The 16,092-nt window shown below is 70.3% G+C and carries 11 protein-coding genes; 2 read left to right on the top strand and 9 right to left on the bottom strand.

Annotated elements, in window-relative coordinates:
• Positions 1-55 precede the first annotated feature (55 nt).
• Both KOI35_RS21040 and KOI35_RS21035 read right to left on the bottom strand, forming a co-directional pair.
• On the bottom strand, positions 56-1,294 hold the full coding sequence (locus tag KOI35_RS21040) for a glycoside hydrolase family protein (protein WP_215789201.1): 1,239 nt from the start codon (positions 1,292-1,294) through the stop codon (positions 56-58).
• 95 nt (positions 1,295-1,389) lie between these two features.
• Positions 1,390-4,011, bottom strand: a complete 2,622-nt coding sequence (locus KOI35_RS21035; RefSeq protein ID WP_308121097.1) for an MGH1-like glycoside hydrolase domain-containing protein — start codon at positions 4,009-4,011, stop codon at positions 1,390-1,392.
• A gap of 93 nt (positions 4,012-4,104) precedes the next feature.
• On the opposite strand from KOI35_RS21035, the gene KOI35_RS21030 reads away from it, so the two are divergent.
• Positions 4,105-5,874 (top strand): amylo-alpha-1,6-glucosidase, encoded by a 1,770-nt coding sequence (locus KOI35_RS21030; protein ID WP_215789200.1) that lies wholly within the window; start codon positions 4,105-4,107, stop codon positions 5,872-5,874.
• Between the two features lie 90 nt (positions 5,875-5,964).
• Here the strand turns inward: KOI35_RS21030 and KOI35_RS21025 are convergent, their stop codons facing one another.
• From KOI35_RS21025 to KOI35_RS21015, 3 genes are all read right to left on the bottom strand, one after another.
• Positions 5,965-8,934 (bottom strand): PAS domain-containing sensor histidine kinase, encoded by a 2,970-nt coding sequence (locus tag KOI35_RS21025; protein WP_215789199.1) that lies wholly within the window; start codon positions 8,932-8,934, stop codon positions 5,965-5,967.
• A gap of 256 nt (positions 8,935-9,190) precedes the next feature.
• A complete protein-coding gene (locus tag KOI35_RS21020) occupies positions 9,191-9,580 on the bottom strand; it encodes a hypothetical protein (protein WP_215789198.1) in 390 nt (129 codons plus the stop codon).
• Positions 9,581-10,188: 608 nt separating this feature from the next.
• Complete coding sequence (locus tag KOI35_RS21015) at positions 10,189-11,646, bottom strand: NAD(P)/FAD-dependent oxidoreductase (protein ID WP_215789197.1); 1,458 nt, start codon at positions 11,644-11,646, stop codon at positions 10,189-10,191.
• Between the two features lie 105 nt (positions 11,647-11,751).
• On the opposite strand from KOI35_RS21015, the gene KOI35_RS21010 reads away from it, so the two are divergent.
• Entirely contained in the window at positions 11,752-12,360 is a 609-nt protein-coding gene (locus tag KOI35_RS21010; RefSeq protein ID WP_308121096.1) for a TetR/AcrR family transcriptional regulator, read from the top strand.
• Here the strand turns inward: KOI35_RS21010 and KOI35_RS21005 are convergent.
• The 4 genes from KOI35_RS21005 to KOI35_RS20990 are packed head-to-tail and all read right to left on the bottom strand — an operon-like array spanning position 12,350 to position 16,087.
• A complete protein-coding gene (locus KOI35_RS21005; protein WP_215789196.1) occupies positions 12,350-13,372 on the bottom strand; it encodes an ABC transporter ATP-binding protein in 1,023 nt (340 codons plus the stop codon). The genes KOI35_RS21010 and KOI35_RS21005 overlap by 11 nt on opposite strands.
• A complete protein-coding gene (locus KOI35_RS21000) occupies positions 13,369-14,058 on the bottom strand; it encodes an ABC transporter permease (RefSeq protein ID WP_215789195.1) in 690 nt (229 codons plus the stop codon). Before KOI35_RS21000 ends, KOI35_RS21005 begins: the two co-directional genes overlap by 4 nt.
• A gap of 58 nt (positions 14,059-14,116) precedes the next feature.
• Positions 14,117-14,968 (bottom strand): ABC transporter permease, encoded by an 852-nt coding sequence (locus KOI35_RS20995; protein ID WP_215789194.1) that lies wholly within the window; start codon positions 14,966-14,968, stop codon positions 14,117-14,119.
• Positions 14,969-16,087: a polyamine ABC transporter substrate-binding protein gene (locus KOI35_RS20990; protein ID WP_215789193.1), complete on the bottom strand. Its 1,119-nt coding sequence runs from the start codon at positions 16,085-16,087 to the stop codon at positions 14,969-14,971.
• Positions 16,088-16,092 lie beyond the last annotated feature (5 nt).

Genomic DNA, 16,092 nt, shown 5'->3' with positions numbered 1-16,092 from the left:
CGGGGGAGTTTCGGGGTGGATGCCCGGCCCGCCCCACGCGGGCCGGGCATCCGTGTCACCGGCCGGCTGCCCGGTACGCCTTGCCGGCCTCGGTGGGGGTGGTGGCGTCGCGGTAGAGGCCGTAGTCGACCGAGTCGGCGACGGCCGGTAGCGAGAACCAGGCGTAGCGCTCCACGTAGGAGGCGGCCTCGAGCTGCTGGGTCGACGTGGTGATGAAGGACGTGATCTGGGCCGTGCTGGGGTAGCGCGGGGTGCCCGAGAAGTTCATCAGGCCGTACTCGGTGACCCAGATCGGCAGCTTGTAGCGGTCGTGGACGGCCTTGACGTAGCCCATGAACTGGCCGGTGGCGGCGCTGCTGAAGTCGGAGCCGTACCAGTGCAGCGGGATGAAGTCGACCCGCAGTCCGCGAGCCTTGGCGCCGGTCATGAAGCGGTCGAGCCAGCCACCGGGGGTGTCGCCGCCGAAGGCCACCGCGGGGGCGCCCAGGCGCATGCCGGTCGCCTGCAGCTGGGGCCACAGGTCGAGGGCCTGCTCGACGGTCATCTCGGCCTGGCCGGCCAGGTCGGGCTCGTTGAAACCGAGCAGGGTCTTGCCCTCGGTCTTGACCTTGGCCAGGTTGGCCGCGGTGACCACGTTCTCGTCCCAGATCATCGGCACGAACTCGGCGTTCGCCGGCATGCTGTCGTTGTTGGTGCCCCAGTTGTAGTACCACTTGGCGCCGACGTCGCTCATCGCGCCCGAAAGCCCGTTGAACTGCCAGGTGCTGACGCCCTTCTTGGCGACGGAGGTGGCCGGCGGAGTGGTCGCGGGCGGGGTGGTGGCCGGCGGAGGAGTGGTCGGCGCCGGCGCACCGGCCAGCCGGAAGACCTGGTTGGTCCCGCCGTGACAGGCCCAGATCTGCAACCGCGCGCCGTCCGCGTCGAGGCACTTGCCCGACCCGCTGTTGATCAGGCGCCCGTTAGAGGCGGTCCACTGCTGAGCCCCGGTCCCGTTGCAGTCGTAGATCTGCACCCGGGCGCCGTCCGCCCGCGACGCCGCCGCCACATCGAGACACTTGCCGAGCGCCTTCACGGCTTTGCCGTCGACCGTCCACTGCTGAGCGGCGGTCCCGTTGCAGTCCCACATCTGCACGGCGGTCCCGTTGGCCGAGTTCGCCCCGGCCACATCGACGCACTTGCCGGTGGAACCGGTAATGGGGCCGGCCGTGGCGGCCAGAGCGGTAGTGACCCCGAGGACACCGAGGCCGGCGACAACCACGCCGGACACGGCGATGGCGAGCGTTTTCCGAGACATGCCGCGACGTTAAGCGCACCGGACGCCCGCCACTAAGACCTTTAAAGCGCAGCTAAGCGAACCAGAGCCGTACGGGCAGATCTGGGAAAAAAGTGTTATGGGCGGCGCAGCGTCAGGATCAGGTCGACCACCAGCGCGCTCCACCCGGTCTGGTGCCACGCCCCGAGCCCGGCCCCGTTGTCGCCGTGGAAGTATTCCGGGAAGACGATCAGATCTTTCCAATCGGGATGGTTCTGCAGGATGTCGTTGGCGCCGTAGATCGGCCGGCGGCCGTCCGCGCCGGGCAGGAACAGCGAGATCAGCCGCCGCGAGATGTCGTCGGCCACCTCGGCCAGGGGCACCTTTTTCTGCGAGCCGGTCGGGTATTCGGCCTTCATGTCGTCGCCGAAGAAGTCCGCGTATTCGCGCAGCGCCTCGACCAGCAGATAGTTGACCGGCATCCAGACCGGGCCGCGCCAGTTCGAGTTGCCGCCGAACAGCCCGCTCGTCGATTCGGCCGGCTCGTAGCCGACGGTGAAATCGGAGCCGCCGAGCGAAACGGTGAACGGCTTTTCCAGGTGACTGCGGGAGAGCGTTCTCAGCCCGTACGGGGAAAGGAACTCCTCCGGATCGAGCATGCGCGCCAGGACGCGGAGCAGTTGGTCCTGCCCGACCATGGCGAGAAGTCTTTGCTGGCGCCCTTCGGACGAAATGCGCCGCGCGCTGATGATGTCGGCGTATTCGCCCTGCGACGACTGCAGCCAGCGCAGCCGCGCGTTGAGCTCGGGCAGCCGGTTGAGTGTGCCCGCGGAGAGACGGGTGGTGGCCGCGAGTGGCAGCAGGCCGACCACCGAGCGCACCTTGAGCGGCAGTTTGTGACCGTCGGGCAGGCGCAGCTGGTCGTAGAAGAAGCAGTCCTCGTCGTCCCACAGACCCTGGCGGTAGGCGCCCTCGGCGATGTAGGCGAAGTGCTCGAAGAACTTGGTGGCCATGTCTTCGTACGTCCGGTCGTGCAGCGCGAGCCGGATCGCCATGTCGAGCAGGTTGAGCGCGTACATGGCCATCCAGCCGGTGCCGTCGGACTGCTCGAGCACGCCGGCCACGGGCAGCGCGGCCGACCGGTCGAACGGGCCCACGTTGTCGAGCCCGAGGAAGCCGCCCTCGAACACGTTGTTGCCGCCGACGTCCTTGCGGTTGACCCACCAGGTGAAGTTGAGCAGCAGCTTGTGCATGACCCGGGCCAGGAAGTCGAAGTCGCGCCCGCCGTCGATCTCGAACACGCGCAGCGCGGCCCACGCGTGCACGGGCGGGTTGACGTCGCCGAACGCCCACTCGTAGGCGGGGATCTGCCCGTTGGGGTGCATGTACCACTCGCGCAGCAGCAGGATGAGCTGGGACTTGGCGAAGGCGGGGTCGACCCGGGCGATCGAGACGCAGTGGAACGCCAGGTCCCAGGCCGCATACCAGGGGTACTCCCACGGGTCGGGCATCGAGATGACGTCGAAGCTGTTCATGTGCCACCAGCCGTTGTTCCGGCCGTAGCGCCGGCCCGGCGGCGGGGGCGCCGAGCCGGGGTCGCCGGTGAGCCACTGCTTCACGTCGAAGTGGTAGAACTGCTTGCCCCACATCAGCCCGGCGATGCCCTGCCGCGCGACGGCCGCCTCCTCGGGCGAGGCCGCGGCGGGGATCAGGTCGGCGAAGTACTCGTCGGCCTCGGCCCGCCGCTCGCGCATCACCGCCGACCAGCCGTCGGCCAGGTCGAGCGCGGCGATGTCGTCGTCGAACTGGGTCAGGCGCAGCCGGATCGTGCGGCTCTCCCCCGGCCCCAGGGTCAGCTCGTAGTGCAGCGAGCCCTTGGTGCCGATGTGGGCCGGGTTGACCGTGGGCGCGCCGGCCACGACGTGGTCGTTGATGCCGTCCTTGGGATACATGCTCTTGCCGGGCAGGCCCCACAGGCGCTGCGCGTTGGTCTCGTTGTCGCACAGCAGCGGCGCCGCGTCACCGTCGCCCTCGAGCACGATGGCGCCCAGCGTGCGGTGGCGGCCCGCGAGCCGGCCGGCGCTGCCCCGGATGCTCGGCACCGGGCGGTTGGGCAGTCCCCACGACCAGGTGTTGCGGAACCACAGGGTCGGCAGGACGTGCAGGGTCGCCTCGAGCGGGCCACGGTTGGACACGGTGACGGCGATGCACATGTCACGCGGGGACGCCTTGGCGTAGTCGACGGTCACCGCCCAGAACCGGTCCTCGTCGAAGACACCGGTGTCGACCAGTTCGTACTCGGACTCCTCGCGCGATCGCCGGCCGTTGACGCTGACGAGTTCGTCGTACGGGAAAGGCTCCTGCGGATAGTGATAACGCCAGCTCATCCAGGAGTGGGTGGGCGTGGAGTCCTGATACCACCAGTACTCCTTGGCGTCCTCGCCGTGGTTGCCGCCGTCGCCGCCGAGCCCGAACATGCGCTCCTTGAGGATCGGGTCGCGGCCGTTCCACAGGGCGAGACCGAAGCAGAACGTCTGGCGTTCGTCGCAGACCCCGGCCATGCCGTCGTCGTTCCAGCGGTAGGCCCGCGAGCGCGCGTGGTCGTGCGGGAAGTAGTCCCAGGCCGTGCCGTGTTCGCTGTAGTCCTCGCGAACCGTGCCCCACGCCCGTTCGGACAGGTAGGGCCCCCAGGCCCGCCACGGCTGCTCACCCGAATCGGCCTGAGCCAGCCGGAAGCGCTCCCCCACGCGGTGCCTCACCCCTCTATATTCGCGACGACTCTCAGAGTCTCACTGCCCCGTGTTACATGTGCTGACACCGAATGATTCTGCCCGACAACGAGAGGTCATCGGATGGCTACGTTCGGCTCCCAGACGTGCGGGCGTCTCGAGGAGGGCGCGACCCGGGAGTGGCTGGTCCCGGACGGCCTCGGCGGCTATGCGATGGGCACGGTCAGCGGCCTGCGGACCCGGCGCTACCACGGCCTCCTTGTAGTGGCCCGTCATCTGGGGCTGGCGTCCCTCGACGCGGTGGTCACGCTGCCGTCCGGCGCCTCGGTGCGGCTGGCCACGCACGAGTGGGCGGACGGGACGATCGCCCCACACGGGCACGAACTGCTGGCCGGGTTCGAGCTGGTCGACGGTCTGCCCCGGTGGCGCTGGCGGATCGGTGACGTGGTGCTCGAGCGCGAGCTGGCCATGGTGCACGGGCAGGCGTCGGTGGCGATCGTGCACCGGCTGCTCAGCGGCGGACCGGTCTCGCTCGCGCTGGAGGCCCTCTGCACCTGGCGCGACGTGCACGGCTCGCGGACCGGCGCTGAGCCGCTGCTGGTTTCGCACGTCGCCGACGGCTTCACGGTCGAGGACGCCTATCGGGTGCGAGGGCCGGAATTCCAGCCGGCCGGTGCGTGGTGGCGCGGCGTCTACCACCGGGAGGAGGAGGCCCGCGGGCTTACTCCGACCGAGGATCTCTGGTTCGCGGGCAGCTTCCACGCCTCGCTGAGCGAGCCGGGTGACACGGCCGAGGTGTCGGCGTGGGCCGGTTCGGCTCCTCCACCGGCGAGCCTCGTCATCGAGGCGGCCCACCGCCGCAACCGCCGGTTCGCGCCGTTGGAGCTGGCCGCAGACGCTTTTCTCGTACGGACTCCGAGCGGCCCGGACGTCGTGGCCGGCTACCCGTGGTTCGGGGCGTGGTCGCGCGACACGATGCTGAGCTACGAGGGCCTCTTTCTGTCGACCGGGCGCGCGGACGAGGGGCGGGAGCTGCTGCTGGCGTACGGGAAAACGCTCTCGGAAGGCATGCTGGCCAACACCGCCGACACCGGGTCGGTCGAGTACAACACGGCCGACGGCACGCTCTGGTTCCTGCACGCGGTCGACCGGCACGTGACCACGACCGGCGACACCGACCTGGCCCACGCGTTGCGCCCCGCCCTGCTCGGCGTGATCGACCACCACGTCGCCGGGACGCGCTACGGCATCCGCGCCACCGAAGACGGCCTGTTGACCCAGGGTGCCGACGGCGAGGCGCTGACCTGGATGGACGCTCGCGTCGACGGGGTGCCGGTGACGCCCCGGCGGGGCAAGGCGGTCGACATCAACGCGCTGTGGGTGAACGCGCTGGCCACGCTCGATCACCCCCTTCACCGTACGGCCCGGGGCAGCTTCGCGCGGCAGTTCCCCGCGCCGGAGGGCTGGCTGTACGACGTTCTGGGGGACAGCACCCTCCGGCCCAACCAGCTGCTGGCCTGGTCGCTCCCGCACGCGCCGCTCGAACCCGACCCGGTCGTGCTGCGCCGGATCGGCGACGCGCTGCTGACCCCGCTCGGGCTGCGCAGCCAGGCGCCGGGCACGCCCGGCTACCACGGCACGCACCGCGGAACCGGCGCCGAGCGCGACACGGCCTATCACACCGGCACGGTCTGGCCGTGGCTGCTCGGCCCGTACGCGACGGCCTGGCACCGCCTCGGCGTCGAGGTGGTGGCCGACATCGACGCGCACCTCGGCGAGTACGGGCTGGGCTCGATCTCGGAGACCGCCGACGGCGACGCCCCGCACGGAGCGACCGGCTGCCCGTTTCAGGCGTGGTCGGTGGCCGAGGTCCTGCGGGCCAGCCACCTCTGAAGCAGCCAGGCCCGGCCGCCGCAGATCGCGCCGCTGCACGGCGACCCGTCGGTGCCGATCGAGGTGGTCGGCGAGGCCTCGGACGGTGGTCTAAGCGGCCGCGTCGAAGTCCAGCACCGGGGCGGGCAGGCTGATCGTGAACTCGGTGCCGCCGCCGGGCGCCGGGGCGGCGGTCAGCGTGCCCTCGTGGGCGTCGATGATCGCCTTGGTGACGGCCAGGCCGAGGCCCGTGCCCTTGATGCCGGCCTTGGTGGCGTTGCTGGCCCGGAAGAACCGGCTGAACAGATGCGGGTACTGCTCGGCGGGGATGCCGATGCCGGTGTCACTGATGCTGATCACCACCGACTCGCCATCGTGCTCGGCCGTGACCGACACCGTGCCGCCCTCGGGCGTGTACTTGATGGCGTTCGAGAGCAGGTTGTCCAGGGCCTGGCGCAGGCGCTGCGGGTCGGCGTAGACGGCCAGGTCGGGCTTGATCGTGGCGTGCACGGTCAGGTTCTTGGCGGCCGCGCTGAGCTGGTGGTTGTCGACCACCTCGCGCAGCACCCCGCCGGCCGCCATCGGGGCCGGGTCGATGCTGATGTGGCCGGCGTCGAGCCGGGCCAGGTCGAGCAGGTCGTCGACCAGCTCCTGCAGGTGGCGGGTGGTGCGGTCGACCACCGTGGCCTGCTTGCGCTCGGCCTCGGCCAGCGCCGGGCTCTCCAGGAGCACCTCCGTGTACGCCTTGATCACGCCGACCGGGTTGCGCAGCTCGTGGATCACCACGGCCGACAGCTCGTCCTTCATCCGGTCGAGCTGACGCAACTGCTCGACCTGCTCGCGCTCCTGCTCGAGCAGGCGCTCGCGGCGCTCGGAGAGCTCATGCCGGTCGGTCACGTCGGTGGACAGCCCGTCGACGAAGAACTGGTCACCCTCCCACCGCGACGCCGCCCGGGTCCAGATCCAGCGGGTCACGCCGTCGAACCCGACGATGCGGCACTCCATCTCGGCGTGCTCACCCGCCGCGAGTGCGTTGTGGAAGCTCATCATGATCTCGGCGTCGTCCGGGTGCACCCGCTCGGTGAGGGTGGGCGTGCGGCCCTCCTCGATCGGCCCGCCGAACACACCGGAGGCGGTCGGGCTGCCGTAGACCAGGCGCGGCGGTTCCCCGCCGGGCATCGCCTCGACGGTCCAGACGTAGTCGTTGACCTGCTGGACGATCCGGTCGAAGTTGCGCCGGGCGTCGGCCAGCATCAGCGACATGTCCTCGGCCCAGCGGCGCTCGACGAACCGGCCCAGGTGGGCGCCGACCGCGTCGAGCATGCCGGCCAGGTCCGGGTCGTACGGGAGTTCCCGATCGGTGTAGAAGGCCAGCACCCCGATGGCGCGGCGGCCGGAGTGCACCGGGACGCCGACGGCCACCCGCATGCCGACCTCGCGCAGCGCGGCCCGGCCCATGTCCAACATGTCGGCCGGCCGCTCGCCGGTGTTCCACCACACCTCGCCGTTGCGGGCCCAGACGAGGCCGGGCAGGCCCTCGCCGCGCTCGAAGTCGAGCGGCAGGTCGTTGCTGAACGCGGACAGGTCGTGGTCGCCCGCGGTGTACGAGCTGTGCCGCGCGATGGTCCGGCGGTCCTCGCTGACCTGCCAGTACTCGCCGACCTGCCAGCCCAGCGCCTTCGTGATGACGGCCACGGCCTCGATGCTCGCGTCCTTGGCGTTGGTGGCCTCGGACAGCACCTGGGCGACCGCGTGGCGGGCCCGGCGCAGTTCCTCGGCCCGGTACGCCTCGGTGATGTCGTGGAACGCCACGACGGCACCCAGCTGACGGTCGTCCGCGGTCTCGACCCGGCGGCCGTTGGTCAGGAACCGGCGCCACGAGTCCCGCGACTTGATCAGCATGTGCTGACCGTGCACCGCCTCACCCCGGAAGGCCCGGGTGAGCGGCATGTCGGTCATGGCCGTACGCCCGTCCAGCTCGTAGACGTTGGTGTAGACGTCGGCCCACTCCTGGATCGGCGTGTTGGGCGACGCCGGCCGGCCGGTCACCTCGCGGGCGGCCCGGTTGAGGAAGGTCAGGTTGCCGTCGGCGTCGCAGGCCGCGATGCCGACGTCGACGCTGTCCAGCACGGCCTCGAGGAACGCGTGCTCGTCGTCGGCCTTCTGCCGCTGCTGCTCCATCTCGGCCGCCGCGACGAGCCGGCCGGTGATGTCGGTCAGGAAGGCGTGGCAGACCGTGCCGCCCGGCTCCTCGACGACCTGCAGCGTCATCTCGGCCGGGAACTCGCGGCCCGAGCTCGTCATCGCCTCGACCCGCATGTGGTGCCCGGACAGCTGGGACTCGCCGGTGGCGCGGACCCGGCCCAGGCCGGCCAGGTGCATCGCCCGGAACCGCTCGGGGATGATCAGGTCGGCGATGTTGCGGCCGAGGGCGTCGGGCGTGTCGTAGCCGAACATGCGCTCGGCGGCGGCGTTCCAGGCGATCACCGTGCCGGACAGGTCGGTCGAGATGTACGCGTCGTGGGTACCGTTGATCACCGCGTTCATGCGGGCCGACGAGATGGTCTGTTCGGCCTGGACGAGCCGCAGCGCCACCTCGGACTCGGCCGCCTCGGCCAGGTCGCGCAGCACGTCGAGGTTGTCCGGGGTCCAGGTCCGGGGCTGGGTGTCCATCACGCAGAACGAGCCGAGCACGTGCCCGTCGGGCGAGTGCAACGGGATGCCGGCGTACGCGATGGCGTTGTAGTCGGCGATCGCCGGGTTGTCGCGCAGGCGCTCGTCCAGGCGCGCGTCGGCGACCACGAGCGGGGCGCTGTCCTCGACGACGTGCTTGCAGTACGAGTGGGACAGCGGCGTCTGCCGGGTCTCCTCGAGTTCGCCGCTGAGGCCGTACGCGCTCGGGAACCGCTGCCGGTCGGTGTCGACCAGCGACACGAGCGCGGTGGGCGCGTCGAGCATACGGGCGGCGAGCTTGGTCAGCCGGTCGAGGGCGTCCACGCCCTCGACCTCGAGCAGACCGGTGGCGCGCAGGGCACGGATGCGCCCCGGGCTCAGCAGCGACATACCCGGTGAAGTCAGCACGGAGCCTGGTATCGGTGGCACCGCGCCGGACTTGAGGCAAAACGGTTGCCGGACCTCCGGATGGAAAGATCGGACGAAAGTATGAGTGGCCGGCCGTATCCCGCGAATTTCGCTGTCACTTGATATCGAGCGCAATTTCTCTGTGAATAAGCTGTGCTTTCTGTGAGCGAGCTGTGAAATAGAAAAGAAATAGCGAAGGCCGCACCCGTTGCCGGGTGCGGCCTTCGCTATGTTTCGGTGCCGGTCAGGCTTTGGATCAGCGGTGACCCTGCGGGCCGTGACCCTGCGGGCCGTGACCGTGACCCTTGGGGCCCTGGTTCCACGGGCCGTGACCCTGGCCGCGGACGTGCCACTGCGCCTCGAGGGCGACCCAGCCGCGCTTCGGGCCGCGCTTGACCCGGTCGCAGTCGAAGTCGTCCCACTTGTTGCGGAACTCGCCGACCTTGCCGGCCCGGTTGCAGGCCTGCATGGTGCGGTAGTAGCCGACGACCTTGCTCTTGGTCAGGAACTTGGGGGCCTGAGCCTGCACGGTGGCGCCACCGGCGGCCGGGGTGGCCGGAGCCGCCGAGGCCGGGCCGACGCCCATCGTGAGGCCGGCGGCCAGCGCCAGACCGGTCATCGTGAACATGCGCGTGACCTTATTCATGACAACGCCTTTCTCTCTGCTCATCAGGCTTTGCCTGATGCAGGAGATATTAGGGACGATGTCGCATTTGTCGGGCCGCAGAAACGCGCCACGAAAGAGTGATTCAAATTCCGCCCAGTCGATCTTGATCACAATTATCGGCGGCCATTAGTCGGTTCTCTCGACTTCAGTAGCACGCGTCTCACCCGTTTCCGAGACCCGGCGCGGCCTGGCGCAGCCCGGCGCGGTGCGGCGCTGTGCGCGCGGCGCGGCCCGGTGCAGCCCGGCGCGGCGCAGCTCGGCCCGGCGCGGCGCAGCCCGGCGCGGCGCAGCCCGGCGCGGCGCAGCCCGGCGCGGCGCAGCCCGGCCTGGCGCGGCCCGGCGCAGCTCGGCCCGGCGCGACGCAGCCCGGCCTGGCGCGGCGCTGTGCGGCGCAGCTCGGCCTGGCGCGGCGCTGTGCGGCGCAGCTCGGCCCGGCGCGGCCCGGCGCAGCGCGGCCCGACGCGGCGCGGCCCGGCGCGGTACGGCGCTGCTCGGCGCGGCGCGGTGCGGCCCGGTGGGGCGCGGTGCGGCCCGGTGGGGCGCGGCGCGGGTCTTGACTGTTTCGCGGTCGGGGCGGCGCGCGGGGCTCAGCTGTCGAAACCGACTCCGAAGCGGTCGAGCAGGCTCAGCCAGGCGCCGCGGCGGCCGCCGTTGGCATCGGCGCGGATCATCTGCTGCCGGGTGAACGCCACTACGGGCCAGCGCACCGGCTCGGGTGGGAACGGCACCCCGCGCCGGCGGACCATGGCCAGCTCGGTGAGCTCGCTCGGCTCGCCGGACAGCAGGTCGAGCGCCACCCGCGCGCCGAAGCGGGACGACGCCACACCTAGGCCGGTGTAGCCGACCGCGTAGGCGACCCGGCCGCCGTGGGCCGTCCCGAAGATCGGGGTGAAACGGCTCGTCGAGTCGATCACGCCACCCCAGCGGTGGGTGAAGCGCAGGCCCTCGAGCTGCGGGAACGTGGCGAAGAAATGCCGCGCGAGCAGGCGGTGGGTGGCGGCGCGCTGCTCGTAGGCGGCCCGCACCCGCCCGCCGAAGTGGTAGATCGCGTCGTATCCGCCCCACAGGATGCGCCCGTCCGCCGTGGGGCGGTAGTAGTGGAACTGGTTGCCGTTGTCGGTGAGGCCCTGACGCTCGCTCCACCCGATCGCGTCCCACTGCGCCGCGCTCAACGGCTCGGTGACCAGCACGTGGTCGTAGACCGGCAGCACATAGGGCCTAATCCGCCGCAGCGGCGACGGGTACGCGTTGGTGGCGATGAGCACCCGGCGCGCCCGCACCCTGACGCCACTCGCGCCCGCGGCCGCCCCGCTCGTCACTGAGCCACCACCCGCCGCCGCACCACCCGCCGCCGCGCCCACCGTGAGTTCGATGCCGGATTTATCGGCCTTCATGCCTACGACGGGTGAGTTGTCGCATCGCCGCGCGCCCAGTGACTCGGCCAGCCGCGCCAGCCCGTAGACCAGAGCCGCCGGGTCGACCAGCCCGCCCGACTCGTGGATGCGCAACCCGCCCAGGTAGGTCGGCGAGTGCACATCGGCCCGGGCCGCCGCCGCGTCGAGCAGCGTGACCCGATCCCCAGCCTCTTCGTAGAGCGCCGCCAACCCCGCCAGCTCGCCCACATGATGCGGCGCCGTCGCCCACGTCGTCTTGCCGATCAGGCGCAGGTCGGCGTCGATGCCGGCCTCGTCCAGGGTCTTGGCGATCTCGGCCACGTTGCGCCGCCCGAGTTCGATCAGCCGGGCCTGGTCGGCGGGCCAGCGCGCCCGCCCGTGCCCGATGCCGTGGGTGAGCGACTCGCTGACGAACCCGCCGTTGCGCCCGCTCGCGCCGTACCCAGGAGAAGAAGCTTCCAGGATCAGCACGTCGGCGCCCGGGTCGTCCTGCAGCGCCTGCACCGCCGCCCACAGTCCGGTGAAGCCGCCACCCACGATCACCAGGTCGGCCGAGTCGCCGTCGCGCGCCGGGGGCTGCGGTGCGGGCGCACCACCGCGCGACGTCCAGAAGACGGCGGGCTCGGCGTCGACCAGGCTACGTTCGATCATGGACTCTCCCTGAGCGCGAACCGGGCGGGAACGGGCGGGAACGGCCGGGAACAGGCCGGAACAGGCCGGAACAGGCGGGAACCGCAGCGCGGATACTGTTTGCGGGTGACGACTCCTCGCAAGCGCCGGGCCGACCGGCGGGGCGATCTCATCGAGGCCGCCCGGCGGGCCATGGTGCGGCACGGCACCGACGGTGTGCAGATCAAGCAGGTCGCCGCCGAGGCCGGCCTCACCTCGGGCGCGGTGCTCTACCACTACTCCGACCTTCAGGATCTGCTGCTCGACGCGCACCACGCGGGGATGGAGCGCTTCTACGAGCAGCGGGTCCGCCGCATCGCCGAGGTCGCCGACCCGGCCGAGAAGCTGGTGGTCACCGTCCGTTCGGGGCTGCCCGACGGGCCCGACGACACCGATGTGCGGCTGCTGTGCGAGCTGGGCGGTGCCGCGGGACGCAACCGGGTCTACGCCGCTTTGCTGACCACCCTGTACGACCGTCAGGTCTCGATGTACCAGACGATCCTCGAGCAGGGCGCGGCTCAGGGCGTGTTCACGCTGACCGACAGCACCCTCGCGATCGCCCGCAATCTGGTCGCGCTCGAGGACGCGTACGGCTACCGGATCGTCGCCCGTCATCCCACGCTCGGGGTGCCCGAGGCGGTCGAGCTGATCCTCTCGTACGCCCGTGGCGTGACCGGCAACCAGCTCACGCCCTGACAACGACTGCGTCCTCGGCCGCCCAGCCCAGCTTCACCGCGTCCCCGGCCGCCACTCGCGGCGCGCCGTGCTGGTGCACGAGCACGGGCGTGTCGTGTCCGGCCACAAGAACGGCGACCCGCGAGAGCCCGCCATAGAAGCTGACGTCAAGCACCCGGCCGGTCAAGAGGTCACCGGTCAGGGAGACCTGCTCCGGGCGCACCGCGAGGAGCGCCGGTCCGGTGACACCGCCGCGGGCCGGGAGGAAGCCGAAGACCTCCGTGGACAGTCCATCGTCTACCGCCGTACCGGAAAAGAAGTTGTTCGCCCCGATGAAGTCGGCCACGAAATGTGTGGCGGGCGATCCGTAGAGCGTGACCGGATCGGCGATCTGCTCGACCGCGCCATGGTTGAGCACGGCGATCCGGTCGGCCATCGACATCGCTTCCTCCTGGTCGTGCGTGACCACGACGAAGGTGATGCCGACCTCGTGCTGCAACTGCTTGAGCCACAGCTGCATCTCGGCCCGCACCTTGCGGTCGAGCGCCGACAGCGGCTCGTCGAGCAGCAGCAGCCGGGGCCGTTTGACGATCGCCCGGGCCAGCGCGACCCGCTGCCGCTGACCGCCGGAGAGCTGCTGCGGGCGACGCTTGGCGGCGTGCGCCAGGCCGACCCGTTCCAGCACCTCATCGACCCGCTGCTTGATGACGCCCTTGGGAAGGCCTTCGCGTTGCAGCCCGTACGCGATGTTCGCCGCCACGCTCAGGTGCGGGAAGAGGGCGTACGACTGGAACATCAGGTTGATCGGCCGGCGATGGGCCGGCACCTTGGTGAGGTCGTCGCCGGCCAGCGTGACCGTGCCCTCGTCGAGCGTCTCGAAGCCGGCCAGGATGCGCAGCAGCGTGGTCTTGCCGCACCCGCTCGGGCCCAGCAGCGCGAAGAACTCGCCCTCGGCGATGTCGAGCGAGACACCGTCGAGGGCGGTGACGTCACCGAATTTCCGCCGTACGCCGTTGATGCTCAGGAGGGTCATCGGGAGCCTGCCAGTCGGGTCAGGCGCTGCGCGGCCAGGATCGCGGTGAAGGTGACCGCGAGCAGGACCGTGGCGAGCGCGTTGATCTCGGGGGTGACGCCGAAGCGGACCATCGAGTAGATGACGATCGGCAGGGTGGGCGACTGCGGCCCGGCGGTGAAGAAGGCGATCACGAACTCGTCGACGCTGAGCGTGAAGGCGAGCAGCGCGCCCGCCACCACACCGGGGGCCAGGCTGGGCAGGGTGATCCGCCAGAACGTGGTGAAGCCGTTGGCGCCCAGGTCGCGCGACGCCTCCTCGAGCGAGGGGTCGGTCGTGGCGAGCCGGGTGCGGACGACCGCGGCCACCGCGGCGGTGCCGAAGACCGCGTGGGCCAGCAGCACCGAGTAGAGCCCGAGGGTCAGCTGCACCAGCGCGTAGAAGGCGAGCAGCCCGATCGCGAGCACGATGTCGGGCAGGATCACCGGCAGGGTGGCGACCGCGTCGAGCAGTTTGGAGCGGGTGTGCCGGGCCAGGCCGACGGCCAGCAGCGTGCCGAGCACGGTGGACAGCGCGGTCGATCCGGTCGCGACGATCAGTGTGTTGACCAGGCCCTGACGGATCTCCTCGTCGGCGGCCAGTTCGCCGTACCACCGGAAGCTGAAACCGCCCCAGTTGAAGGGCGAATCGCCGGCGTTGAAGGACATTCCGACGACAACAAGGATCGGGATCCACAGAAATACGTACGTGAGAAAGAACGGAACTCTACGCATCGCCATCCCCCGCCAGCCGCCGCGCCGACCAGGCCTGCAGCATCAGGAGCACGACCAGCATCGCGACCACGGCCAGCGCCAGCGTCGCCCCGAACGGCCAGTCCCGGGCCTTGAGGAACTGGTCACGCACCAGATTCCCGACCATCGCGGTCTGGCCGCCACCGAGCAGTTCGGGCACGACAAAGTTGCCAAGACTCGGCACGAACACGAAGACGCACCCCGTGAACACGGCCGGCAGAGTCAGCGGAAACGTGACGCTGAAGAACGCGCGGGCCGGTTTCGCGCCGAGGTTGGCCGCGGCCTCGAGCAGCTCGTCGTCCATCCGTTCCAGGGCCGCGTACAAGGGCAGAACCATCAGCGGCACGTACGCGTAAAGAAGTCCCGCCACGATGGCCGGCTGGCGGTAGAGCAGCTGCAGCGGTTCGTCGATCAGGCCCCAGCCGGTCAGCGCGTCGTTGACCAGCCCGGCCGGGGAGAGCAGCACGATCCAGGCGTACGTGCGGATCAGGAAGTTCGTCCAGAACGGCAGCACCAGCGCGATCAGCGCGACGGTCTTCCACTTCGGGGTCAACTTCGTTATCGCGTACGCCGTGGGGTAGCCGAGCAGAAGCGCGAGGATCGTGGTCACCCCGGCCAGCTTGACCGAGGTGACCACCACGTTGAGGTAGAGCGGGTCGAACAGCCGGGCGAAGTTCTCGGTGGTCGGCTCGTAGATCAGCCCGCCGAAGCGGCCGCGCTGGAAGATCGAGTAGGACAGGACCAGCGCGAGCGGCACCACCATGAGCACCGTCAGGTAGCCGAGGCCGGGCCCCAGCAGCGTGAACCGCTCCCCCAGGCGCCGCATCTACTTGGCTGCCACTTCCGTGACGATCCGGCTGTAGTCGGTGGCCGCCTCGCCCAGGTCGACCAGGGTCTCCTGCTTCATCAGCTCGGCCGGTGTGATGGCCAGGTTGGGGTACTTCTTGGCCAGGGCCGGGTCGAGCGCGTCCATCGCGGCCTTGTTCGGCACCTTGTAGAGGATGTTCTCGACCGTCCAGGTGTGGATCTCGGGGTCGAGGATGTAGTTGATGAACGCGTGCGCGGCCTCTTTGTTCTTCGAGGTCTTGAGGATGACCATCGTGTCGACGAAGAGGTCGCTGCCCTCCTTGGGCACGCTGAACTTGATCTTCGCGTTCTCGGTGATGCCGTAGTTGCACCAGCCGTCCCACGCCTCGACCAGCGCCGCCTCACCCGAGACGAGCCGCTCGTAGAAGGTGGTGTCGTCGAACGCCAGCAGGTTGGGCTTGGCCGCGAGCAGCTTCTCCTTGACCTTGGCCATCTCGCCCGCGTCCTTGGTGTTGGCCGAGTAGCCGAGCGCCTTCTGGGCCGGCAGCATCAGCCAGCGGTCGGTCTGCAGCATGGTGATCTTCTTGGCCAGCTCGGGCTTCGGGGTCAGCAGGTCGTTCCAGCTGTCCGGGTCGTAGCCGGTGACGTCGCTGCGGTAGCAGAGCCCGGTCGTGCCCCAGGTGTAGGGCACCGAGTGCTTGTTGCCGGGGTCGTAGGCGAGCTGCGACGCCTCGGGGTAGAGGTTGCTCAGGTTGGGGATGAGCTCGGGGTGGATCGGCTCGGTCAGCCCCTGCTCCGCGAGGGCCTGCGCGAACGGCCCGGAGACGAACGCGACGTCGATGCCGCTGTCACCGCCCGCCGTCAGCTTGGCCATGACCTCTTCGTTGGTGGCGTGCTTGGTGACCGTCACCTTCGAGCCGAACTTCTGCTCGAACTTGGCCGGGAGGTCCTCCGGCATATAGGCGTCCCAGTTCGAGACGGTGAGTGTCTGGGTCTTGAGGTCGGCGCTCGGGTTGAGCGCGTCGGGCGTGGCCGCCGACGTCTCGCCCGAGTCGCCGCCACACGCGGCGGCCGCCATGGTGAGCGCGGTGACCGCGACGCCGGCGAGCGCGCGGCGGATCGAGGGGATGCGTGACACGTGGT

Source organism: Paractinoplanes bogorensis (assembly GCF_018829635.1).
Lineage (GTDB): Bacteria > Actinomycetota > Actinomycetes > Mycobacteriales > Micromonosporaceae > Actinoplanes > Actinoplanes bogorensis.
This window is presented reverse-complemented; position numbering and strand designations above follow the sequence as displayed.

Coding starts and splice junctions, on each gene's coding strand:
- KOI35_RS21040 (WP_215789201.1), bottom strand. CDS start 1,294: ATGTCTCGGAAAACGCTCGCCATCGCCGTGTCCGGCGTGGTTGTCGCC.
- KOI35_RS21030 (WP_215789200.1), top strand. CDS start 4,105: ATGGCTACGTTCGGCTCCCAGACGTGCGGGCGTCTCGAGGAGGGCGCG.
- KOI35_RS21020 (WP_215789198.1), bottom strand. CDS start 9,580: ATGAATAAGGTCACGCGCATGTTCACGATGACCGGTCTGGCGCTGGCC.
- KOI35_RS21015 (WP_215789197.1), bottom strand. CDS start 11,646: ATGATCGAACGTAGCCTGGTCGACGCCGAGCCCGCCGTCTTCTGGACG.
- KOI35_RS21005 (WP_215789196.1), bottom strand. CDS start 13,372: ATGACCCTCCTGAGCATCAACGGCGTACGGCGGAAATTCGGTGACGTC.
- KOI35_RS21000 (WP_215789195.1), bottom strand. CDS start 14,058: ATGTCCTTCAACGCCGGCGATTCGCCCTTCAACTGGGGCGGTTTCAGC.
- KOI35_RS20995 (WP_215789194.1), bottom strand. CDS start 14,968: ATGCGGCGCCTGGGGGAGCGGTTCACGCTGCTGGGGCCCGGCCTCGGC.